General features: G+C 71.3%; 17 protein-coding genes and 2 tRNA genes. 15 read left to right on the forward strand and 4 right to left on the reverse strand.

Annotated features, from left to right (window positions below):
- Window positions 1-76: 76 nt before the first annotated feature.
- Both ACSQ11_RS03695 and ACSQ11_RS03700 read right to left on the reverse strand, forming a co-directional pair.
- The gene (locus ACSQ11_RS03695) at window positions 77-535 is read right to left on the reverse strand and encodes a hypothetical protein (RefSeq protein ID WP_436003168.1); all 459 of its coding nucleotides are present in this window, start codon (window positions 533-535) and stop codon (window positions 77-79) included.
- Window positions 536-633: 98 nt separating this feature from the next.
- Window positions 634-706 (reverse strand) — tRNA-Arg (locus ACSQ11_RS03700).
- Between the two features lie 385 nt (window positions 707-1,091).
- On the opposite strand from ACSQ11_RS03700, the gene ACSQ11_RS03705 reads away from it, so the two are divergent.
- From ACSQ11_RS03705 to ACSQ11_RS03775, 15 genes are all read left to right on the forward strand, one after another.
- The gene (locus ACSQ11_RS03705; protein ID WP_436003169.1) at window positions 1,092-2,924 is read left to right on the forward strand and encodes a phosphoenolpyruvate carboxykinase (GTP); all 1,833 of its coding nucleotides are present in this window, start codon (window positions 1,092-1,094) and stop codon (window positions 2,922-2,924) included.
- A 256-nt stretch (window positions 2,925-3,180) separates the two neighbouring features.
- Window positions 3,181-6,171 (forward strand): M36 family metallopeptidase, encoded by a 2,991-nt coding sequence (locus tag ACSQ11_RS03710; RefSeq protein WP_436003172.1) that lies wholly within the window; start codon window positions 3,181-3,183, stop codon window positions 6,169-6,171.
- 94 nt (window positions 6,172-6,265) lie between these two features.
- Window positions 6,266-7,489, forward strand: a complete 1,224-nt coding sequence (locus ACSQ11_RS03715) for an SGNH/GDSL hydrolase family protein (protein WP_436003174.1) — start codon at window positions 6,266-6,268, stop codon at window positions 7,487-7,489.
- 117 nt (window positions 7,490-7,606) lie between these two features.
- On the forward strand, window positions 7,607-8,827 hold the full coding sequence (locus tag ACSQ11_RS03720) for an acetyl-CoA C-acetyltransferase (protein WP_436003176.1): 1,221 nt from the start codon (window positions 7,607-7,609) through the stop codon (window positions 8,825-8,827).
- Window positions 8,828-8,906: 79 nt separating this feature from the next.
- On the forward strand, window positions 8,907-11,084 hold the full coding sequence (locus ACSQ11_RS03725; RefSeq protein ID WP_436003178.1) for a 3-hydroxyacyl-CoA dehydrogenase NAD-binding domain-containing protein: 2,178 nt from the start codon (window positions 8,907-8,909) through the stop codon (window positions 11,082-11,084).
- Window position 11,085: 1 nt separating this feature from the next.
- The gene (locus ACSQ11_RS03730) at window positions 11,086-11,931 is read left to right on the forward strand and encodes a CoA transferase (protein ID WP_436003180.1); all 846 of its coding nucleotides are present in this window, start codon (window positions 11,086-11,088) and stop codon (window positions 11,929-11,931) included.
- 97 nt (window positions 11,932-12,028) lie between these two features.
- Window positions 12,029-13,150, forward strand: coding sequence for an acyl-CoA dehydrogenase family protein (locus ACSQ11_RS03735; RefSeq protein WP_436006688.1), 1,122 nt, complete (start codon window positions 12,029-12,031; stop codon window positions 13,148-13,150).
- 80 nt (window positions 13,151-13,230) lie between these two features.
- The gene (locus ACSQ11_RS03740; protein ID WP_436003182.1) at window positions 13,231-13,965 is read left to right on the forward strand and encodes a response regulator transcription factor; all 735 of its coding nucleotides are present in this window, start codon (window positions 13,231-13,233) and stop codon (window positions 13,963-13,965) included.
- Window positions 13,962-15,416, forward strand: a complete 1,455-nt coding sequence (locus ACSQ11_RS03745; protein WP_436003184.1) for a HAMP domain-containing sensor histidine kinase — start codon at window positions 13,962-13,964, stop codon at window positions 15,414-15,416. The genes ACSQ11_RS03740 and ACSQ11_RS03745 overlap by 4 nt, the downstream gene beginning before the upstream one ends.
- 124 nt (window positions 15,417-15,540) lie before the next feature.
- Window positions 15,541-17,712, forward strand: a complete 2,172-nt coding sequence (locus tag ACSQ11_RS03750) for an ArnT family glycosyltransferase (RefSeq protein ID WP_436003187.1) — start codon at window positions 15,541-15,543, stop codon at window positions 17,710-17,712.
- Window positions 17,709-18,923 (forward strand): glycosyltransferase, encoded by a 1,215-nt coding sequence (locus ACSQ11_RS03755; RefSeq protein ID WP_436003189.1) that lies wholly within the window; start codon window positions 17,709-17,711, stop codon window positions 18,921-18,923. The genes ACSQ11_RS03750 and ACSQ11_RS03755 overlap by 4 nt, the downstream gene beginning before the upstream one ends.
- A gap of 47 nt (window positions 18,924-18,970) precedes the next feature.
- Complete coding sequence (locus ACSQ11_RS03760) at window positions 18,971-19,660, forward strand: GOLPH3/VPS74 family protein (protein WP_436003191.1); 690 nt, start codon at window positions 18,971-18,973, stop codon at window positions 19,658-19,660.
- 116 nt (window positions 19,661-19,776) lie between these two features.
- Window positions 19,777-19,866, forward strand: a tRNA-Ser gene (locus tag ACSQ11_RS03765).
- Window positions 19,867-20,005: 139 nt separating this feature from the next.
- Window positions 20,006-20,215 carry a hypothetical protein gene (locus ACSQ11_RS03770; RefSeq protein WP_436003193.1) on the forward strand — a complete coding sequence of 70 codons (210 nt, stop codon included), beginning with the start codon at window positions 20,006-20,008 and terminating at the stop codon, window positions 20,213-20,215.
- A gap of 41 nt (window positions 20,216-20,256) precedes the next feature.
- Window positions 20,257-20,775, forward strand: a complete 519-nt coding sequence (locus ACSQ11_RS03775; protein WP_436003195.1) for a methylated-DNA--[protein]-cysteine S-methyltransferase — start codon at window positions 20,257-20,259, stop codon at window positions 20,773-20,775.
- 76 nt (window positions 20,776-20,851) lie between these two features.
- Here ACSQ11_RS03775 and ACSQ11_RS03780 read toward each other — a convergent pair whose 3' ends face one another.
- Both ACSQ11_RS03780 and ACSQ11_RS03785 read right to left on the reverse strand, forming a co-directional pair.
- A complete protein-coding gene (locus ACSQ11_RS03780; RefSeq protein WP_436003197.1) occupies window positions 20,852-22,369 on the reverse strand; it encodes an LCP family protein in 1,518 nt (505 codons plus the stop codon).
- 206 nt (window positions 22,370-22,575) lie between these two features.
- Window positions 22,576-22,779 carry a cold-shock protein gene (locus ACSQ11_RS03785; RefSeq protein ID WP_009776543.1) on the reverse strand — a complete coding sequence of 68 codons (204 nt, stop codon included), beginning with the start codon at window positions 22,777-22,779 and terminating at the stop codon, window positions 22,576-22,578.
- Window positions 22,780-22,906: the final 127 nt, after the last annotated feature.

Here is a 22,906-nt window from a genome sequence, read left to right on the forward strand (position 1 = left end):
ACTCCACAACCGGAGGCCTTCACCTGTCAGCGCGACTCACCGCCTTTGGGCGGGACGACCTCCTTGGACATCACAGCTAGACGCACACCCAGCAGTAGATCCTCTGCCCCGACTCCGAGGCCCGCTCGGCAAGGGCCGAGAGCTGATCGAGGAACTCGGCCAGGTCAGCAGGGTCGGCCCCTCCCCAGAACTCCTCGGTCTGCGACCACTGCGGAGCCACGCTCGCGAGCCGCTCGGACCCCGCGCCCACCAGGGCTGCGGTCAGGCCGTCGGTCACCGCCAGGACGAGCCGCTCCCCACCGTCCCGCACCGCGAGGGTCTGGCCGCTGCGCGCGTCCTCGACGACCTCGTCGTAACTCCTGCCGGTGAGCAGCGACTCCAGCGTGCCGAGCTGGACCACCGGGTCGATCCCCCAGCCGGTCACGGTGTCGAACCCCTCGGCGCCGTGCTGTGCCGCCGGGCCACCGTCTCGGTCCACGACCGCAGCCGCGATCTCGTCGGACGGTGCTGCGAAGTAGTCGAAGAGGACGGACATGGACGCATCATGCACGAGCCCACACGGTCGCGGCCCGGGCACGACGAAGCCCCGGCGCGTTTCCGCTGCCGGGGCTCGCCCTCTGTCTCAACACAGAGTGCGCCCGAAGGGATTCGAACCCCTAACCTTCTGATCCGTAGTCAGATGCTCTATCCGTTGAGCTACGGGCGCGTGTCGCACCCTGTCGGGGCAACGATCGGAAAGCATACGCGAGCACCCGGCATACCGAGAAATCCGTCCGCGGACGCGCTCGCGCGAGGCCTCGAAGCGGCGGAGGCGGACGGCATACCCGCAGGTAGGCGTGCGTGTGAGCGACCTCATAGGTGCGGAAAGGTTTCCGCTGCCGTGCCTGTCCGGCGGACCTCCTACGGTGGACAGACCGTGCTCCCCGGAGCACCCGCCACGGTTCTCGCCCATGGGACAAGATGCGTCTCACGATGCGAGTACCGTGAACCATCCAGCAGGTCAGTCGTCGGATCGCCTCCGAGGTGGCTCCGGCGTCGACCGGGCCACAAAGCCGGGCTCACGCTCGGAACCGGAAGGACAACGGACGCAGATGACCGCCCCCGCCGCACCCGTTCAGGGCACCACGCACGCAGGCCTCCAGGCCTGGGTCGACGAGGTCGCCGCGATGACCACCCCCGACGAGGTCGTGTGGGTGACCGGGTCCGACGAGGAGTGGACCCGGCTCACGGACAAGCTCGTCGCCGCCGGCACGTTCGTGCGCCTCAACGAGGACAAGAAGCCCAACAGCTTCTACGCCGCGTCCGACCCGAGCGACGTCGCCCGCGTCGAGGACCGCACCTACATCTGCTCGGTCGACGAGAAGGACAGCGGGCCCACCAACAACTGGATGGACCCGAACGAGATGAAGGACCTCATGCGCGGGCTCTACGCCGGCTGCATGCAGGGCCGCACCATGTACGTCATCCCGTTCGTCATGGGCCACCTCGAGTCCGAGAACCCGATGTTCGGCGTCGAGCTCACCGACTCCGAGTACGTCGTCGCGTCGATGCGCGTCATGGCCCGCTGCGGCAGCCAGGTCTTGCGGCGGATCGAAGACCTGGGCGAGGCGGCAAAGTATGTCCCGGCCCTGCACTCGCTCGGCGCCCCGCTCGAGCCCGGCCAGCAGGACGTGAAGTGGCCCTGCAACCCCGAGAAGTACATCGTCCAGTTCCCCGAGGAACGGATGATCTGGTCCTACGGCTCGGGCTACGGCGGCAACGCCCTCCTCGGCAAGAAGTGCTACTCGCTGCGCATCGCCTCGGTCATGGCGCGCGACGAGGGCTGGATGGCCGAGCACATGCTCATCCTCAAGCTCACCTCGCCGGAGCAGCAGGTCTACTACATCGCGGCCGGCTTCCCCAGCGCCTGCGGCAAGACCAACCTCGCGATGCTCAAGCCGACCATCCCGGGCTGGAAGGTCGAGACCCTCGGTGACGACATCGCCTGGATGCGCTTCGGCAAGGACGGCCGTCTGTATGCCGTGAACCCGGAGTTCGGCTTCTTCGGTGTCGCGCCCGGCACCAACGAGCACACCAACCCCAACGCGATGGCGACGATCAACAAGGGCAACTCGGTCTTCACCAACGTCGCGCTCACCGACGACGGCGACATCTGGTGGGAGGGCCTGGAGAACATGCCCGAGCACGCCACGTCGTGGAAGGGCGAGGACTGGACCCCCGAGAAGGGCGAGGCCGGCGAGCTCAGCTCGCACGCCAACAGCCGCTACTGCACCCCGATCAAGCAGTGCGACATCCTCGCGCCCGAGTACGACGACCCGCAGGGCGTCCCGATCTCGGCGATCTTCTTCGGCGGTCGCCGCAAGACCACCGTGCCGCTCGTCACCGAGTCGCGCGACTGGACCCACGGCACCTTCATGGGCGCGACCCTGTCGTCCGAGACGACGGCAGCCGCCACCGGCCAGGTCGGCGTCGTCCGCCGCGACCCGATGGCGATGCTCCCCTTCATCGGCTACGACGCCGGCGACTACTTCCAGCACTGGATCAACATGGGCAAGGACGCCGACGCGTCCAAGCTGCCGAAGATCTTCTACGTCAACTGGTTCCGTCGCGACGAGGAGGGCAACTTCGTCTGGCCCGGCTTCGGCGAGAACGCGCGCGTCCTCAAGTGGGCCATCGAGCGCATCGAGGGCAAGGCCGCCGCGGTCGAGACCGCCATCGGTCACGTCCCCACCCCGGAGTCGATCGACACCGAGGGCCTCGACATGGACCCCGACGAGCTCGCCAAGGCGCTCACCGTCGACAACGAGGAGTGGAAGGCCGAGATCCCGCAGATCGAGGAGTGGTTCGCCAAGTTCGGCGACAACCTGCCGACCCAGCTCCAGGTCGAGCTCGACGGCCTCAAGGCCCGCCTCGGGGTCGAGTGACCTCGCGCTGAGATCTCGCAGAGAGGCGCCGCTCCCCCTCGTGGGGTGCGGCGCCTCTCGCATGCTGTCGCCGCAACCCCACCGTCGTATCCCGTTCGCGTGACTTTCTCCCGGTAGCCTCTGCTTCTTTGCCAACTCCTGACTCTTTGGGGGGTGCCGTGCTGACCCACCCCCGACTTGGCTGGTGGCGGCACCAGGTCGAACGGCGCGACATCCGTGGCCGTCGGGGGTGCCCTTGTCACAAGGGGAGTTCCACATGACACACGGAGGAAGGCGCCACGGGGTCACCCTCTCCGCGGCGGCACTGGCAGCAGCCGTCGCGGTGGGAACCGCGACGTCGGGCACGGCGCTGGCGGCGCCGAACGACCGGCCAACATCGGTCCCGCCCGCAGGCGACAGCCACGACCACCTGCCCGACATCGACCTGCGCAAGGCGTCCGTCGCACCGACGGCCGCGCAGAGGTCGGCGGCCGCCCCCGCCGGCAAGGCCAGCCGCGGCACGGGCGGGTCGACGGTGACGTTCAACCGCTTCGGCTCGGTCGGCACCGTCACGCCCGAGGGCACGGCGGCGCTCGCGACCGGCCTCGGCTCCGAGCCCGTGGCAGCCGCCCGCACCTACCTCGAGCGCAACGCCACCGCGTTCGGCCTCACGGCCGCCGACATCGCGTCGATGGAGCACGTGAGCACCAACGCCGTCGGCGGCTCCTCCGTCGTCATGCTCCGCCAGGTCATCGGCGGCGTCCCCGCCGGCATCGACGGCCTCGTCGTCGTCGCCGTCGAGAAGGGCAGCGCCCGCTACGTCAGCTCGACGCTCGCGCCGCTGCGGGGCGAGAGCTCGGCTCGTCGCGCCGCCCCGTCGGTCAGCCCCGAGCAGGCCCTCGAGAAGGCCGCCGCCAACATCGGCGCCAAGGCGTCGGACGTCACAAGCGGCGCCGCCACCCAGCGCAGCAAGGAGGCCGGCTGGACCACCCTCAGGGCCAAGGGCCTCGTCGGCGACCAGCAGGTCAAGCAGGTCGCGGTGCCGGTCCCCGGCTCAGGTGCGCGGACGGCATACCAGGTGGTCGTCCGCGACGGCGACGACAGCGGCTACTCGGTCTACGTCGATGCGACGAACGGGAGCGTCATCGCCCGCGAGTCGCTCGTCGACTTCGACAGCGACAACCCGCGCTGGAAGGTCTTCACCGGAACCCCGGCCACCGACCACAGCTCGACCGACACCCGCGTCGAGTGGTGCTGGACGACGGCCACCGGCTGCACCGAGACGGTCGCCAACAGCGCCTCGCCGAAGGCGTGGGACGTCGACCCGCTCACCGGCCAGAGCACGACGACGACGAACGGCAACAACGCCTACAGCGGCGAGCGCTGGCGCGGCATCGGCGCCGTCAACCCGGCGCCGCTCACCCCGGACCGCAACTACACCTTCCCCTGGACCAACCAGTGGTCGGCCAACAAGTGCAACCCGGCGAACTACACGAGCAGTGCCCGCAACGACATCGACGCGGCCACGACCAACCTCTTCGCGATGCACAACCGGATGCATGACTGGTCCTACAAGCTCGGGTTCACCGAGACGGCATGGAACTTCCAGCGCGACAACGCCGGGAAGGGCGGGCTCGGCAACGACCCGGTGCTCGGCTACAGCCAGTCCGGTGCCCAGTCCGGTTCGCGCAACAACGCCAACTTCGGCACCCCGCCCGAGGGCGTGAGCGGCTACAGCAACATGTACCTCTGGCAGCCGCTCGCCGGCTCGTTCTACGCCCCGTGCGTCGACGGTGACTACGACATGTCGGTCATCGGCCACGAGTACGGCCACGGCATCAGCAACCGCATGGCGGGCGGCCCCAACAGCGGCCTCTCCGGCCTCCAGGCCGGTGCGATGGGCGAGAGCTGGTCCGACCTCATGGCCACGGAGTACCTCCAGGAGTGGGGCTACGTCCCCGTGAGCGCGACGGCGACCCCGATGGGTTCGTACGTCACGGGCAACGAGGACCGCGGCATCCGCAACTACAACTTCAGCAAGAGCCCGCTCAACTACAGCAACGTGGGCTACGACCTCACCGGCCCCCAGGTCCACGCCGACGGCGAGATCTGGTCGGCCACCCATGGCGACATCCGCAGCGCGTTCATGGCGCGCTACGGCACCGGCGACGCCACGGTCCAGCGCAGCTGCGCCACCGGCGCCACCCCGGTCACCTCGTGCCCGGGCAACCGCCGCTGGATGCAGCTCGTCTTCGACGCGTGGCTGCTCATGCCGTCCGGTTCGGTGAGCATGGTCGACGCCCGCAACGCGATGCTCGCGGCGGACCTGCTCCGCTTCGGCGGCGCCAACCAGGACCTGCTGTGGAACGGCTTCGCCGGTCGCGGCCTCGGTCAGGGTGCGGCGTCGGTCAACAGCAACGACAGCAACCCGACGCCGTCGTTCACCTCGGCCTACGGCGACCCGGCGACGCTGCGGTTCAACCCGACCGACGAGGACGGCCGTCCGGTGCCCGGTGCGCAGCTCTTCGTGGGCGAGTACACCGCGCGCTCGACGCCGATCGCGGACACCGACCCGGCGACCGACCTCGCCGACACGTTCTCGATCCTGCCGGGTGAGCGCACCTACACCGTGCTCGCCGCCGGCAAGGGCCAGACCCGGGTGACCTTCACGGCCAAGCCGCGCCAGACCCGCGACATGCCGGTCAAGCTGCTCACCAACCTCGCGAGCAGCGCGGCGGGAGCCACGGTCACCGGCGAGGGCGTCGACGTCCCCGCGATGATCGACGGCGACGAGGGCTCGACGGCGACCACGGTCCCGGCACCCTCGGCAGCGCAGAAGCAGTTCACCATCGACCTCGTCGGCGGCCGTCAGGTCGTCCGCAAGGTGCAGGTGAGCGCCCTCCCGGAGCCGGGCGCAGCCGGTCGCTTCCAGAACCTGCGCTCGTTCACGGTGCTCGCGTGCGACGCCAAGGGCCGGGTCCTGTGCACGCAGGACGCGGACTTCCGCCCGGTCTTCACGTCCGCACCGGACGCGTTCCCCGGCGCGGCGCCCCGACCGGTCGCCCCGGAGCTCAAGATGCGGACGTTCGACATCCCGCAGACCGCGGCGACCCACCTGCGGATCGCGCTCGACACGAACCAGTGCCAGGGCGGCCCGCAGTTCCAGGGTGAGCAGGACGAGGACCCGAACAACGCGACCGACTGCACGACGGCGTATGCCGGCGCGCAGACGATCGCGGTGACCGAGGTGCAGGTCCTGCGCAAGTGACCTGACCCGCGCAGAGGCGCCGCTCCCCACCCGGGGGCGGCGCCTTCGCGTTGCCGAGTGGCGCGAGCGCGCCCGAGCATGAACAATTCTTCCTGTGACCTTCCTCTCAAGTCCGCGCACCACGGCCGTCGCCGGTGTCGCGGCCGTCGTCTCGAGTGCCGCCGTGGTCCTGCTGCCGCAGCCGGCGCCGACGATCGCGGCACGGCCGACCAACACGGTCGGGACCTGGGGGACGGCGGTGGACACGACGACGTTCACGTTGGCCGACCAGACGGTGCGCAACATCGTCCACACGAGCGTCGGCGGATCCGGACTGCGGATCTCGCTGTCCAACGCCTTCGGCTCGGTGCCGGTGACGTTCGACTCCGTGTGGGTCGGGCAGGCCGGCCAGGGCGCGGCCGTCGAGGCCGGCACCAACCGTCGCCTCACCTTCGGCGACGAGACGTCGGTGACCGTGCCGGTGGGCGCCGAGGTCCTCAGCGACCCCCTGCCGGGAGACCTGCCCGCCGAGTCGACGCTCGCCGTGAGCGTCCACGTCGTCGGCGACGCCGGCACCGTGAGCGGGCACAAGCTGGCCCACCAGACCAACTGGGTGTCGACGCCGGGCGACCACGCCGCCGACGAGAGCGCAGCCGCCTTCCCGACCTCGACCGGCAGCTACGCCTGGGTCGAGTCGGCCGTCGTCGAGACACCGCAGCAGGTCGACACCGTCGTCACGCTCGGCGACTCCATCACCGACGGCGACCGGTCCACGCCCGGCCTCAACCGCCGCTGGCCCGACTTCCTCGCCCGGCGCGTCCTCGCCCGGCCCACGCCCCACCAGTACGGCGTCATGAACGCCGGGATCTCCGGCAACCGGGTCCTCGCCGACGGCTCGGGCGTGAGCGCGCAGGCACGCTTCGACCGCGACGTGCTCGCCCAGCCCGACGTGCGGACCGTCGTCGTCATGGAGGGTGTCAACGACCTCCGCTGGGACTTCGCGACCAAGCCCGCCGACCTCATCAACGCCTACCGCCAGCTCGCGGCCCGCGCGCACGCCCGCGGCGTCTGCATCGTCGGCGGCACCATCACGCCGTGGGAGGGCGGCAGCCGGTGGTCCGCGCAGCGCGAGGCCATCCGGGTGCAGGTCAACCAGTGGATCCGCACGACCGGCGAGTTCGACGCCGTCGTCGACTTCGACGCCGCGATCCGCGACCCGCAGCGCCCGTCCCGGATGCTCCCGGCCTACGACGGTGGCGACCACCTCCACCCGGGCGACGAGGGCTACCGCGCGATGGCAGCGGCCGTCGACCTCGGCGACCTGGAGTGCAGCCGCTGATCGAGGATCCCTCGACGCGGACGTGACGAGGGACGCACCGGCACCGTTGTTACCCATCGGTTCGGCTGCGTATCGTGCTCGACGAACCGAAGTCGCGCACCTCGAAGGAGCACGTCCATGCCCGAGCAGCCCCAGGCCGTCATCTACGACGCCCTCCGCACGCCCCGCGGACGGGGGAAGTCCTCCGGCTCCCTCCACGAGGTCAAGCCGATCGACCTCGTCACCGGTCTCATCGATGCCGTCCGCGAACGCAACCCGAGCCTCGACACCGCGCAGATCGACGACATCGTCCTCGGCATCGTCTCGCCCGTCGGCGACCAGGGAGCCGTCCTCCCCCGCGTCGCGGCGATGTATGCCGGCCTGCCCGAGCCCGTGGCCGGCGTCCAGGTCAACCGCTTCTGCGGGTCCGGCCTCGAGGCCGTCAACCAGGCCGCCTCGCGCGTCCGCTCCGGCTTCGAGGACCTGCTCCTCGCCGGCGGTGTCGAGTCGATGTCGCGCGTCCCGATGGGCAGCGACGGCGGCGCGTGGGCGATGGACCCGGCGACCGCCCTCGCCACGGACTTCGTGCCGCAGGGCATCGGCGCCGACCTCATCGCCACCCTCGAGGGCTACGACCGTGCCGAGGTCGACCGGTTCGCGGCCCAGTCGCACGCCCGCGCCGCCGCCGCCTGGGAGGCCGGACACTTCTCCCGCTCCGTCGTGCCGGTCAGGGATGCCAACGGGCTGACCATCCTCGACCGCGACGAGACGATCCGTCCCGGCACGAGCGTGGAGTCGCTGTCGTCGCTCAAGCCGTCGTTCGCCGGGATCGGCGAGGCCGGCGGGTTCGACTTCGTCGCCACCGAGAAGTACCCGAGCGTCGACCGGATCCAGCACGTGCACCACGCCGGCAACTCCTCGGGCATCGTCGACGGCGCCGCGCTCCTCCTCATCGGCAGCGAGCAGGTCGGCCAGGAGATGGGCCTGACGCCTCGCGCCCGGATCGTCTCGACCGCCGTCGTCGGCTCGGAGCCGACGATCATGCTCACCGGACCGGCGCCCGCGTGCCGCAAGGCGCTCGACCGCGTCGGCATGACCGCCAGGGACATCGACCTCGTCGAGATCAACGAGGCCTTCGCCGCCGTCGCCCTCAAGCTCATGCGCGACATGGGCTGGAACGAGGAGCAGACCAACGTCAACGGTGGCGCCATCGCCATGGGCCACCCGCTCGGCGCGACCGGCGCGATGGTCCTCGGGACCCTCGTCGACGAGCTCGAGCGTCGCGACCTCGAGCGTGGCATCGCCACCCTCTGCATCGGCGCCGGCATGGGCATCGCCACCGTCGTCGAGCGCGTCTGACCGCGCCCGACCGCCTCCGACTGCCTTCGAGCCATCCCTGAACTCCGCACCTGAACTCCGGACAGGAACCCCAGACACCATGAGCGAGAACATGATCCGTTACGACCGCGACGACGAGGGCATCGTCACCCTGACGATGGACGACCCCGCCGCGGGCGCGAACACGATGAACGCGGCATACAAGAGCGCGATGGGCGAGACGATCGACCGGCTCGAGGCCGAGCGCGACGAGATCACCGGCGTCGTCCTCACCTCCGGCAAGAAGACCTTCTTCGCGGGCGGCAACCTCACCGACCTCCAGAAGGTCACGTCCGACACCGTCGGCGAGACGTTCGCCGAGGTCGAGGGCCTCAAGGCGCAGCTGCGCCGGCTCGAGCAGCTCGGCCGTCCGGTCATCGCTGCCATCAACGGCGCCGCCCTGGGTGGTGGGCTCGAGATCGCCCTCGCCTGCCACCACCGGATCGCCGTCGACGACGACAAGGTCAAGCTCGGCCTGCCCGAGGTCACCCTCGGCCTGCTGCCCGGCGGTGGCGGCGTGACCCGCCTCGTCCGGATGCTCGGCATCACCGAGGCCCTCATGGGCTGGCTGCTCCAGGGTCAGCAGCGCACCCCGGCCGACGCCCACGCCAAGGGCGTCGTCGACGAGCTGGTCGCCACCCGCGAGGAGCTCGTGCCGGCCGCCAAAGCGTGGATCCGCGCGCACGCCGGCGACGAGACCGCGGCGACGAAGCCGTGGGACGTCAAGGGATTCAAGCTCCCCGGTGGGACCCCGACGACGCCGGCCTTCGCCGCGAACCTCCCGGCCTTCCCCGCCAACCTGCGCAAGCAGCTCAAGGGCAGCCCGGTGAAGTCCCCGCGCGCCATCATGTCGGCGGCGGTCGAGGGCGCACAGGTCGACTTCGACACCGCGAGCCGGATCGAGTCCCGCTACTTCGCCGGGCTGGCCGCCGGGCGGGAGTCGACAGCGATGATCCAGGCGTTCTTCTTCGACCTCCAGGCCATCAACAGCGGTGCCCTGCGACCCGCAGGTGTCGACAAGCGCCTGGTCCGCAAGGTCGGCATCCTCGGCGCCGGGATGATGGGCGCCGGCATCGCCCACGCCTGTGCCACCTCGGGCATCGAGGTCGTCCTCAAGGACGTGAGCCTCGAGGGCGCCGAGAAGGGCAAGTCCTACACCGCCCGGCTGCTCGACGCCAAGGTCGACAAGGGCCGCCTCGACGCCGCCGGGCGCGACGCCGCCCTCTCCCGGATCACGCCGACCGCCGACGCCTCCCACCTCGCGGACGTCGACGTCGTCATCGAGGCGGTCTTCGAGGACCACGACCTCAAGGAGAAGGTGTTCGCCGAGGTGGAGGCCGTCGTCGGGCCCGACACCCTGCTCTGCTCCAACACCTCGACCCTGCCGATCACCGGGCTCCAGGGTTTCAGCAGCCGCCCGAAGGACTTCATCGGGCTGCACTTCTTCTCGCCCGTCGACAAGATGAAGCTCGTCGAGATCATCCGTGGCGAGCAGACCTCCGACGAGGCGACCGCCCGCGCCGTCGACCTCGTCCAGCAGATCCGCAAGATCCCCGTCGTCGTCGGCGACGGTCGCGGCTTCTACACCAGCCGCGTCTTCGGCACGCTCATCCTCGAGGGCGCCGTGGCCGTCGCCGAGGGCATCGACCCGATGACCGTCGAGCGGGCCGCGACGTCGGCCGGCTTCCCCGCGCCGCCGCTGGCGATGCTCGACGAGGTCTCGCTCACCCTGACCCAGCACATCCGCGCCGAGGCCGAGAAGGCCGCCACGGCCGAGGGTCGCACCATCGAGAAGTCGGCCGGCGAGGAGCTCATCGACACCATGGTCGAGCTCGGGCGCAGGGGCCGCGCGTCGGGGGCCGGGATGTACGACTACCCCGCCGATGGGCCCAAGGTGCTCTGGCCCGGGCTGCGCGAGCGCTGGACCCGGGACACCCGTGTCCCGCTGCGCGACCTGCAGGACCGCTACCTCTTCGCGATGGCGCTCGAGACCGCCGCGTGCTTCGAGGAGGGCGTGCTGCGCGACACCGAGTCGGCCAACATCGGTGGCATCTTCGGCATCGGCTTCCCGCCGCACACCGGTGGCCCGGCGACGTTCATGACCAACCACGAGGGCGGCCTCGCCGGCTTCGTGGCCCGCGCCGACGAGCTGGCCGACACCTACGGCGAGCGGTTCCGTCCGTCGGGTTGGCTCAGGGGTCGCGCTCGCGCCGGGACGCTCGTGGACGCCGGGGCCTGACGTGCCCGGACCGCTCGAGGGTGTGCACGTGGTCTCGGTCGCCATCAACCTGCCGGGGCCGGCCGCCGTCGCGCGGCTGGTCTCGATGGGGGCGAGCGCGACGACGGTGCTCCCGCCGAGCGGTGACCCGCTCGAGCACTACGCCAAGGCGTACTTCGACGAGCTGCACGCCGGACAGGAGATCGAACGCCTCGACCTCAAGAGCGAGGAGGGCCGGGCCCGGCTCGACGTCCTGCTCGCCGGGGCCGACGTCCTCGTGACGAGCTCGCGCCCCTCGGCCCTCGCGCGCCTCGGTCTCGACCACGAATCGGTGGGCGGACGGCATACGCGCGTCTGCCAGGTCGACATCGTCGGCCATCCCGGAGCCGAGGGCGAGGTCGCGGGGCACGACCTCACCTACCAGGCGGGCGCCGGCCTGCTCCACGACGGGCGGCTGCCGTCGACGACAGCCGTGGACCTCACCGGGGCCGAACGCGCTGCCGCCGAGGCGTGCGCAGCCCTCGTCGAGCGCGCCCGCACGGGAGTCGGGTCGCGGCGCGAGGTGGCCCTGTCGGAGGTCGGGGTGTCGATCGCGGCACCCTTCACCCACGGGCTGAGCGCACCCGGCGGCCCGCTCGGCGGAGGACTTCCCGTGTATGCCGTCTACGCCGCTTCCGTGGGGCACGTCGCCCTCGCCGCGCTCGAGCCGCAGTTCGTGGCTCGGCTGTGCGCCGTCCTCGAGCTGGCACCCGAGGACCTCACCGGGGACCGGCTCGGCGAGGTCTTCGCCGGACGCACCGCGCAGGAGTGGCAGCAGTGGGCCGACGAGCACGACATCCCGCTCGCGGCGCTGGCCCCACCCGTCTGACCGTCCGCCCCGTCTGGCCGTCCGACCCGCCTCGCCCGACCCGAAGGAGCCCGCCGTGGCCGACATCCTCCAGCCGCCGACCTACGTCTCACCGTGGATGGCGGACGAGGTCGCGGACGTCGCGACGCTCGCGCGCACCTTCTTCGAACGCGAGGTCACGCCGCACCTCGCGCGCTTCGCCGAGCAGCACCAGGTCGACAGGGACACATGGCTCGCGGCGGGTGCCGCGGGACTGCTCTGCATCTCGGTGCCCGAGGAGTACGGCGGTGGCGGTGGCACGTTCGCGCACGAGGCCGCGGTGCTGTGGGAGCAGGGGCGGGCCGGTGACGACGCACTCGGCTACTCCGTGCACTCGACGATCGTCGCCCACTACCTCCTGACCTACGGGACCGAGGAGCAGAAGCAGCGGTGGCTGCCGCGGATGGCCTCCGGCGAGCTCGTCGGCGCCATCGCGATGACCGAACCCTCGACCGGGTCCGACCTGCAGCGCATCCGGACGACGGCGAAGCGCGAGGGCGACCACTACGTCGTCAACGGCAGCAAGACGTTCATCACCAACTCCACCCACGCTGGGCTCGTCATCGTCGTCGCCCGCACCGGCGGCGAGGGCTCGAAGGGCATCTCGCTCCTCGTGGCCGAGGTCGACGGCCTCGAGGGCTTCGAGCGGGGCCGGGTGCTGCAGAAGGTCGGCCAGCACGGGCAGGACACCCGCGAGCTGTCGTTCACCGACATGCGCGTCCCCGTCGCGAACCTTCTCGGCGAGGAGGAGGGGCAGGGCTTCTACCAGCTCATGCACCAGCTGCCGCAGGAGCGGCTCGCCATCGCCGTCGGCGCCGTGGGCGCTGCCGACCTCGCCGTCGAGCTGGCGGTGGCGTACTCCAAGGAGCGCGAGGCGTTCGGCGCCCCGATCGCGAGCTTCCAGAACACCCGGTTCACCCTCGCCGAGGTGAGCACCGACGTGCTCGCGGCACGCACCTTCCTCGACTGGTGCGTCGGGCTGCACGTCGAGGGCCGGCTCGACGCGGCCACGGCGTCGCGTGCGAAGTACTGGACCACCGACGTCCAGTGCGACGTCGTCGACCGGTGCCTCCAGGTCTTCGGCGGCTACGGCTACATGCTCGAGTACCCCATCGCGCGGCTCTATGCCGGCGCGCGCGTGCAGAAGATCCACGGCGGGACCAACGAGATCATGAAGGAGCTCATCTCCCGCAGCCTGTGAGCGCGGGACCGGCCGCGTTCACAGGAAGCACACAGCGAACTCATGGACTGGACCGATCCGGTGACGCTTCACTGGGTTCCATGAGCACGACTCCGACCTCGTCCGCCAAGCTCCAGCGGCCCGACGGCAGCCCCGTCCGGGTCCTCGTCGTCGACGACGAGTCCAACCTCACCGAGCTGCTGTCGATGGCGCTGCGCTACGAGGGCTGGGAGGTCCGGGCCGCGGGCACGGGGATCAAGGCGGTCAAGGCTGCCCGTGAGTTCCAGCCCGACGCCGTCGTGCTCGACATGATGCTGCCCGACTTCGACGGCCTCGAGGTGCTGCGCCGGATGCGCGCCGACAACGACGCCGTGCCGGTCCTCTTCCTCACCGCCAAGGACGCGGTGGAGGACCGGGTCGCCGGGCTCACCGCCGGTGGCGACGACTACGTCACCAAGCCGTTCAGCCTCGAGGAGGTCGTGGCCCGGCTCCGCGCCCTCATGCGCCGCACGACCGTGGTCGCCGAGGATTCCTCGTCGCTGCTCGTCGTCGGCGACCTCACGATGGACGAGGACAGCCACGAGGTGACCCGCGGCGGTGTCGAGATCGCGCTCACCGCAACGGAGTTCGAGCTGCTGCGCTACCTCATGCGCAACCCCAAGCGCGTGCTGTCCAAGGCGCAGATCCTCGACCGGGTGTGGAACTACGACTTCGGCGGCCAGGCCAACGTCGTCGAGCTCTACATCTCCTACCTCCGCAAGAAGATCGACGCCGGCCGCGAGCCGATGATCCACACGATGCGCGGCGTCGGCTACGTCCTCAAGCCGGCCCCGTGAGCACCACCACGACGGCGCCCGGCGCCCGTTCGTGGTTCGACCCGACCGGGTGGTCACTGACGACGAAGCTCGTCGCCGCGGTCGTCGGGCTCTTCCTCGTCATCACCGTGGCCACGTCCGCGTTCACTGTCATCGCGCTGCGCAACCACCTCCTCAACCAGATCGACCAGGACGTCACGTCGAGCCTCGTGCGCGCTGGCGGACCCCGCGGTGGGGGAGGCGGTGGTGGCGGCCCGATCCCCGGCGGCGGTGGCGAGTCGCTGCTCGTCGTCCAGCGCGACGGGGTGGTGGCGGTCAACCGGGTCGAGAGCGGCCGAACCGTGGGCGAGCTGTCCACCGAGCAGCTCGCCGCGCTCGACCGGGCCGGGCTCGGGCCGGTCCCCCGCACCGTCGAGGTCGAGGGCCTCGGCGACTACCGCGTCGTGGCGGCGCGGCAGCCCGACGGCGACACCGTGGTCTCGGGGCTGCCGATGAGCGGCATCGACAAGATCGTCGACGCCGTCCTCGGGCTCGTCGTCGGCACGACCATCACGGGTCTGGCCCTCGTCGCGATCGGCGGCCAGTGGATCGTCCGGCGCAACCTCGCTCCCCTCCAGCGCGTCGCCCACACGGCCACCCAGGTGAGCCGGCTCGAGCTGGACTCGGGCGCGGTCGCACTCGCCGAGCGCGTCCCCGCCGCCGACACCGACCCCCGCACGGAGGTCGGGCAGGTCGGCCAGGCTCTCAACAGCATGCTCGACAACGTCGAGGGCGCCCTCATGGCCCGGCACGAGTCCGAGACCCGCGTCCGCCAGTTCGTCGCGGACGCCTCGCACGAGCTGCGGACCCCGTTGGCCTCCATTCGCGGGTATGCCGAGCTGTCCCGTCGCGAGCGCGAACCCGTCCCCGCGTCGGTCACCCATGCCCTGGCTCGGGTCGAGTCGGAGTCGCTGCGGATGCAGGGGCTCGTCGAGGACCTGCTGCTGCTGGCCCGGCTCGACGCCGGGCGCCCCCTCGAGAGCGGGAGCGTCGACCTGTCGCTGCTCGCCATGGACGCCGTCTCCGACGCCCACGCGGCCGCACCCACCCACGTCTGGGAGCTCGATCTGCCCGACGAGCCGGTCGAGGTGGCCGGCGACCAGGCGCGACTGCACCAGGTGCTGGCCAACCTGCTCGCCAACGCCCGGACGCACACGCCGCCGGGGACCCGGGTCGTCACGTCGCTGCGCCGCGAGGACGACTGGGTCCGCCTCTCCGTGCTCGACGACGGGCCGGGTGTCCCGGTAGCGCTGCAGGACACCGTGTTCGAGCGCTTCTCCCGAGGTGACGAGGCGCGCACCCGGGCGGGCGGCTCCACCGGGCTCGGGCTGTCGATCGTCGACGCCGTCGCCAAGTCGCACGGCGGCCAGGTGAGCATGGACAGCCGCCCCGGGCACACGCGCTTCTCCGTGTTGCTCCCGGCCACCGTCTGAGCCGTCCCTCGACCCGTGCCGGAGCGAGCCCAGCTGCACCCGGCACCTAGGTCGTCGCGCACTCACGCCAGCACGACAGGGGCACCACAGCAGGCCCACAGCCACCGGCTCGACCGTTGTCGGCATGAACGCGATGACCTTCTCCCCCGGCCCTGCCGACGCCGACGCGTCACGCCCCGTGGCCCTGTCCCCCGACCGGAGCGGTGACCTCACGGCGCGTGGCCGTCGCCTGCTCCGCGGCGCACCCGAGGACCCCTCCTGGGCCCGCCCGGCACTCCTCGGACTCCTCGTCCTCACCGCGGTGCTCTACACGTGGAACCTCACGAGCAACGGCTGGGCCAACAGCTTCTACTCCGCGGCCGTCCAAGCCGGCAGCGACTCATGGAAGGCGTTCTTCTACGGGTCCTCCGACGCGGGGAACTCGATCACGGTGGACAAGCCGCCGGCGGCCCTGTGGGTCATGGCGCTGAGCGTGCGCCTGCTCGGGCTGAGCTCGTTCTCGATCCTCCTGCCCGAGGTCCTCATGGGGGTCGGGACGGTCGCGGTCGTCCACGCGACGGTGCGCCGCCACTGGGGTCACGCCGCCGGGCTCGTCGCCGGCGCGGTCATGGCGCTCACCCCGGTCGCGGTCCTCATGTTCCGGTTCAACAACACCGACGCGCTGCTCGTCCTCCTCATGGCGCTCGGCGCCTGGGCGACGATGCGCTCGATCGAGCAGGGGTCGGCCCGGTGGATGGCCCTCGTCGGCGTCTTCATCGGTCTCGGGTTCCTCACCAAGACCCTCCAGGTCCTGCTCGTCGTGCCCTTCTTCGGCATCGCCTACCTCGTCGCCGCCGACACCACCCTGCGCCGCCGGGTCATCGGCGCCGCGACCGGTGTCGCCGCAATGGTCCTCTCGGCCGGCTGGTGGGTGGCCGTCGTCGAGCTCGTCCCCGCGAGCATGCGCCCCTACATCGGCGGCAGCCAGACCAACTCGTTCCTCGAGCTCACCTTCGGCTACAACGGCCTCGGCCGTCTCAGCGGCGACGAGACCGGCTCGGTCGGCGGCGGCAACGGCTGGGGCACGACCGGGCTCGGCCGAATGTTCAGCAGCGGCATCGGTGGCCAGATCTCGTGGCTCATCCCGAGCGCGTTCATCCTGCTGGCCGTCGGCCTGTGGCTGCGGGGTCGCGCCCCCCGCACCGACCTGCGACGCGCGGGCTACATCGTGTGGGGCGGCTGGCTCGTCGTGACGATGCTGACCTTCTCGCTCATGGCCGGGATCTTCCACGAGTACTACACGGTCGCCCTCGCCCCCGCCGTCGCCGCCCTCGTGGGCATGGGGTCCGCGGAGGCGTGGCAGCGCCGGGACTCGCTCGTCGGGGCGGGCGCCCTCGCACTGGCGACCGGGGCAGCGGCCGGTTGGGGCTTCATCCTGCTGGGCCGCACCACGGCATACGGGGACTGGCTCCGCGTCCTCGTGCTCCTCGTCGGGCTCGCGGCCGCCGTCGGCCTGCTCCTCGTGACCCGCCTGCCGCGGCGCGCCGTCCCGGCCGTCATCGCGGGAGCCCTCGTCGCGGCGCTCGCCGGCCCCACGGCATACAGCCTCACGACGGTGGGCACGAGCCACACCGGCTCGATCGTCACCGCCGGTCCCAGCACCGCGGGCACGGGCGGTCCCGGAGGACGCGGTATGCCGGGTGGTGGCGGTATGCCGGGCGGCACGCCTCCCCAAGGCGGCTTCCCCGGTGGTGCGCAGGGCGGGTTCCCTGGTGGAGCGCAGGGAGGCTTCCCGGGCGGGGGCATGCCGGGGGCACCGGGCACGACGCGGGGCACCACCCCTGGCGGCACGACCGGCGGCACCCCCGGAGGGACGGGCGGTGGCATGGGCGGCCTGCTCGACGCGAGCACCCCGAGCACCGAGGTCGTCGCAGCCCTGTCGGAGAACGCGAGCAGCTATCGCTGGGTCGCGGCGGCGGTCGGCTCGCAGAACGCAGCAGGCCTCCAGCTCGGCACCGAGCTCCCGGTCATGGCGATCGGTGGGTTCAACGGGTCGGACCCCAGCCCGACCCTGGCCCAGTTCCAGGAGTACGTCGAGCAGGGGCAGATCCACTGGTTCGCCGCGAGCGGTGGCGGGATGGGCGGCCGCGGTGGCGGCATGGGCGGCAACGGCACCGCGTCGGAGATCTCGTCGTGGGTCCAGGCGAACTTCACCGCCGTGACGATTGACGGGTCGACGTTCTACGACCTCACTTCCCTCGCCGGCACCGCCACCTCGACGACGACCACGTCGAGCACGACCGTGGAGACGGTGTGAGCGCCGTGCTCGAGGTCGTCGTCCCGGTCCACAACGAGGAGCGGGTGCTGGCGGCGAGTGTGCGGCGGCTCCACGCCCACCTTTCGGCGACCTTCCCCCACCCGTTCCGGGTCACCGTCGCCGACAACGCGAGCACCGACTCGACGTGGCTCGTGGCACAGGAGCTCACCGCCGAGCTCGACGAGGTCACCGCCGTGCATCTCACCGAGAAGGGTCGCGGCCGCGCCCTCAAGCACGTGTGGCTGGCATCCGACGCCGACGTCCTCGCCTACATGGACGTCGACCTCTCGACCGACCTCGCAGCCCTCGGCCCGCTCGTCGCGCCGCTGCTGTCGAGCCACTCCGACCTCGCCATCGGGTCCCGGCTCGCCCGTGGCGCGAGGGTGGTGCGTGGCCCCAAGCGCGAGGTGATCTCGCGGGCCTACAACCTCATCCTGCGCGGCTCCCTCGGCGCCCGCTTCACCGACGCGCAGTGCGGGTTCAAGGCGATCCGGGCCGACGTCGCCCGCGAGCTGCTGCCGCTCGTCGAGGACACCACGTGGTTCTTCGACACCGAGTTGCTCGTCCTCGCGCAGCGCGCCGGGCTGCGGATCCACGAGGTCCCGGTCGACTGGTGCGACGACCTCGACAGCCGCGTCGACATCGCGAGCACGGCGCGCGACGACCTGCACGGCGTGTGGCGGATGCGACGCACCATGGGTGCCTCGTCCGCCCCAGTCGTGGCGGTGGCCGACCGTTTCGGACGGCGTATGCCGGGTCCCCACCTCGCGCGCCAGGCGACGGTCTTCGCCGTGGTCGGCGTGGTGTCGACGGTGCTCCACCTGGGGATGTTCGCGCTGCTGCGCCAGGGCATGGCCTCGGCGGCGCTCGCCAACGCCCTCGCCCTGCTGCTCGCCACCGTCGCCAACACTGCGTGGAACCGGCGCTGGACGTTCGGCGTGCGGGGGCGCGTGGGCGCCGCGCGCCAGCAGCTGCAGGCCCTCGTGGTGTTCGCGACGACGCTCGCTCTCACCACGGCCGGGCTCGGGCTGCTCCACGCCGTGACGACGTCGGCGCCGACGTGGGTCGAGACGGCCGCGGTCGGGGTCATGGCGGCCGTGTCGACGGTGGTGAAGTTCGTGCTCATGCGGACGTGGATCTTCACCCCGCACCAGTCGGCTGCGACCTCGCCCGGGCAGGCGGCGACCACGTTCGTCACCGCCCCGCGCTAGTCCTCGAGGTGGAGGCGCGAGGCGGGCGGACGGCATACGGTCACTGCATGCGGACGATGCTGCTCGCCGACGAGCTCCTCCTCCAGGTGACCCTCCCGGACGGCCGCGTCATGGGCGCCTCCTCCGGCACGATCGGCCTCGGCCTCGCCGGCGCCCTGCTCAGCGAGCTGGCGCTGGCGGGCCGGATGGGGATCGATACGCGGGGCCGGCTCACGGTGCTCGACCGCACGCCGTTCGGGGACCCGGCGCTCGACGGGGCGCTGGCGGCGTTCGCCAGCCATGAGGGCAAGAAGCCCAAGAACGTCCTCGGCAAGGTCGCCAAGGGACTCAAGGACAGGCTGTATGCCGGCCTCGCCGCCACGGGGCACGTCGAGCAGCGCCGCTCGAGACTGCTCGGTGTCATCCCCCAGACGCAGTGGCTGCCGCGGGCCGGTGGCACCCGGGACGCCACGCGGCGCGCGCTCGGCGAGGTCCTCCTGGGCTCGAGGACGCCCGACGCGCGGACCGCCTCCCTCCTGTCGCTGCTGCTCGCCGTGGGCGCCGTGCCGACGCTCTTCAAGGGGCTCGGCGGCCTCCCCGGCCGCGAGCTCAAGCGGCGGGCCAAGGTCGTGTCCGAGGGCGGCTGGGCCGGTGAGGCCGTGAGCAAGGCCATCTCGGACGTCAACGCCGCCGTCAACGCCGCGGTCATCGCGGCCGTCGTGGCGTCGACGGCGGGAGCCGGCGCGGCCGGCAGCTAGGACCTCGACCGCAGCGCGTGGCACAGCCGCCACGGTGTGGCGGCCGCGGCGGCGACCCCGATCCGGGGAGCCGCTTTGCTGTCGGCGTGGCCGGACGGTTACCCTGATCCGGCTGAGGAGGCGTCGCCTAGTCCGGTCTATGGCGCCGCACTGCTAATGCGGTTTGGGCTAACCGCCCATCGAGGGTTCAAATCCCTCCGCCTCCGCACACTGGAACTGCCCCGGGTCGCGTGCGGCCCGGGGCTTTTTCATGCCTCCTCGGCGGCGGCTGTTCGGCCTCCGCCCACCGCCTGCTGCCGGTCCTCACGTCAGCCTGCTGTCGGTGCGATCAGGCACACTGACGCCATGCGTGAGCTCCTGACCCGGCGCCGGTCGCCCCGCGCGCTGCTCGGGATCATGGTCCTCGCCTGGATCGTCACGGTGGGCACCATGCAGGCCGGGGACTCCGCACCCGACTCGTGGCTGCGCATCCCGATGGCCCTCGTCATGATCGTCGGGCTGGCCGTCTCGGCCGCCTGCCTCCTGCTCTTCCTCGTCCAGTCGTTCCGGCGCTGACGATGGACTCACACGCCGCGCCGCGCAGCCGTTCAACGGGCATGACGACCGACCGCCGCCACGCCACCGTCACCACCGACCTCGGCGACCTGCTCGCCGTGGCCGAGGGCGACGCCCTGGCCGGCCTCTACTTCCCTCATCACTGGCACCCGCCCAAGGTCGAGGACATCGGCGCCGAGGTGCCCTCGGCCGATGACCCGGTCTTCGAGGCGACCCGGCGCGAGCTCGGCGAGTACGTCCGTCGCGAACGCACGACCTTCACCGTCCCCACCGTCACGCACGGTGACGCCTTCAGCGAACGCGTGTGGGACCTGCTCGTGACGATCCCCTACGGTGAGACGACGACCTACGGCGCGATCGCGCGCGAGCTGGGCAACGTCGGCCTGGCCCAGCGCGTCGGGCAGGCCGTCGGCCGCAATCCGGTGAGCGTGCTCATCCCGTGCCACCGGGTCGTGGGTGCCGACGGCTCGCTGACGGGCTACGCCGGCGGGCTCGACCGCAAGGCCCGGCTCCTCGAGATCGAGGAGCCACCCGAGGTCGCCGAGTCCCGTCTCTTCTGACCGGGCCACCACAGCCCCTGCCACGCCGTCCGCGTGCCCATTCACTCCTGCCGTCGTCCGGCTCCCGGAGCGCGGGTCAGGAGCAGATGTCGTCGCTGGCCTTGCGGGCCTGGATCGAGGCGGACGACGACGGCGTGGACTTGAGGGTCGGCGTGGGCAGCGGCTCGGTGCCGAGGCGGTTGGGGACCTCGACGACGTCGGGCGAACCGGTACCGAGCGTCACCCGGATCTCGCGGCCGAGGTCGCGCTCGGACTCCTTCACCGTGGCGCCGGGGAAGGCCGCCGCGACCGTGCGAGCGGCCTCGGCGCGGTCACCGGAGTACTCGACGGTGGCGCCCTTGACGACGCCGTCGCCGTTGCTCGAGGTCACCTCGCCGAAGCCCTGGACGCGCAGCGCACCGACGGCCTGCTTGGCCAGCCCGACGACACCGGAGGAGTTGACGACCTGGACGCGGATCTGGTCGGGAGTGACGGTGAGCGGCTGGGTCGACGTCGGGCTGGGCGTGGGCTTCGGGGCTCCGAGCTCGCGGTCGGACCGGATCGACTCCCACAGCTCGTCGGCCTCGGGGGCCCACTGGACGCGGTTGCGGTCGGGGACGTAGGTCTCGGTCGGGACCGTGACGAACTGGATCTTGTCGACGCCGATGCCCTTGACGCTCTCGGCGATGTCCTTCATCGGGCCGAGGCCGAACTCCGGGTCCATCTGGAGCGAGCTCGTCGCCGCGCCGAGGAAGCGCAGCAGCTTGTCGGGCCGCAGGAGGAGCTTGGTGTCGGTGGCCTGCTGGGCGACGGACGCGAGGAACGCCTGCTGGCGCTTGATGCGCTGGATGTCGGAGCCGTCACCGACGCTCTTGCGGGTGCGGACGTAGCCGAGGGCCTGCTCGCCGTCGAGGACGTGCCGCCCGGCGGAGAGGGTGAACTTGGCCTTGGGGTCGTCGATGTCGAACGGCGTGCAGGCGGGGACACCGCCGAGCGCGTCGACCATCCCCTTGAACCCGCTGAAGTCGACCACGGCGAAGTGGTTGACGAAGATGTCGGTGTTGCCCTCGAGGGTGCGGATGACGCAGCCGGGGCCACCGGTGTTGAAGTTCTGGTTCCACTGGTGGATGCGCCACTGGTCCTTGGGCGCGTCACCGTTGCAGTCGACCGGCGCCGGCACCATCGAGTCGCGCGGGATCGACACCATCGTCACGGACTTCCGGTCACCCGAGATGTGCATGAGGATGTTGGTGTCCGAGTGCTGGCCCGGCTCCCAGTCCCCACTGCCGTAGGTCTCGTTGCCCTCGCCCTCACGGACGTCGGAGCCGATGAGCAGGATGTTGAGCGGTCCCTTGGCGACGTCGCCGGACGGCGTGGGCCGGTCCTTGCCGACCATCTTGGAGACGTCGAGACGGTCGATGTTGCCGTTGAGCTTGAGGTAGGTCGCGACCATGCCGACGACGAGCAGCGCGGCGACCACACCCACGGCGGCGAGCCACCGGCGGCGGCGGCGCTGCTTCTTGGCGCGGTGGGTCTCGCGCATGGCAGCACGCGTGTCCGAGCCCCCGTCCTCGGGGTTCGGCTCACCACGTTCGTCGCGCACGTCGTCCTGCACTGCGTCCTCTTCGTCTGCTGCCTCGGGTCCTGCGCCCGAGTCCTCGACGGTCGAGGCGCCCGACGAGTGTAGAGGCCCAGCCTGAGAGGTCGCTGACACCGGGTGACCCCGTCACGACCGCGCAGGTCAGGGGCTCGGCGGACGCGACGAGGCCCCCTCCGCCGTGGCGGAGGGGGCCTCGCTCAAAGACTGTGTGGAGTCCTCGATCAGAGGGGGCGGACCTGCTCGGCCTGCGGACCCTTGGGACCCTGGGTGACCTCGAACTCGACCTGCTGGTTCTCGTCGAGGCTGCGGTAGCCCTGGGTGTCGATGGCGGAGTAGTGAACGAAGACATCCGGTCCGCCGCCGTCCTGGGCGATGAAACCAAAGCCCTTCTCAGCGTTGAACCACTTCACGGTGCCCTGTGCCATGTGGGGTAACTCTTTCCTGTGTGTAGCACTCGGACGCAGCAGAATCGCGGCGCCCAGCGGCTGCACGCAACCACACCCCATGAGACCGGACGGACCGGCTCAGACACATCAACGCCCGCCTTCTGTG

Source organism: Knoellia sp. LjRoot47, from assembly GCF_964253435.1.
In the GTDB taxonomy this organism is placed as follows: domain Bacteria; phylum Actinomycetota; class Actinomycetes; order Actinomycetales; family Dermatophilaceae; genus Knoellia.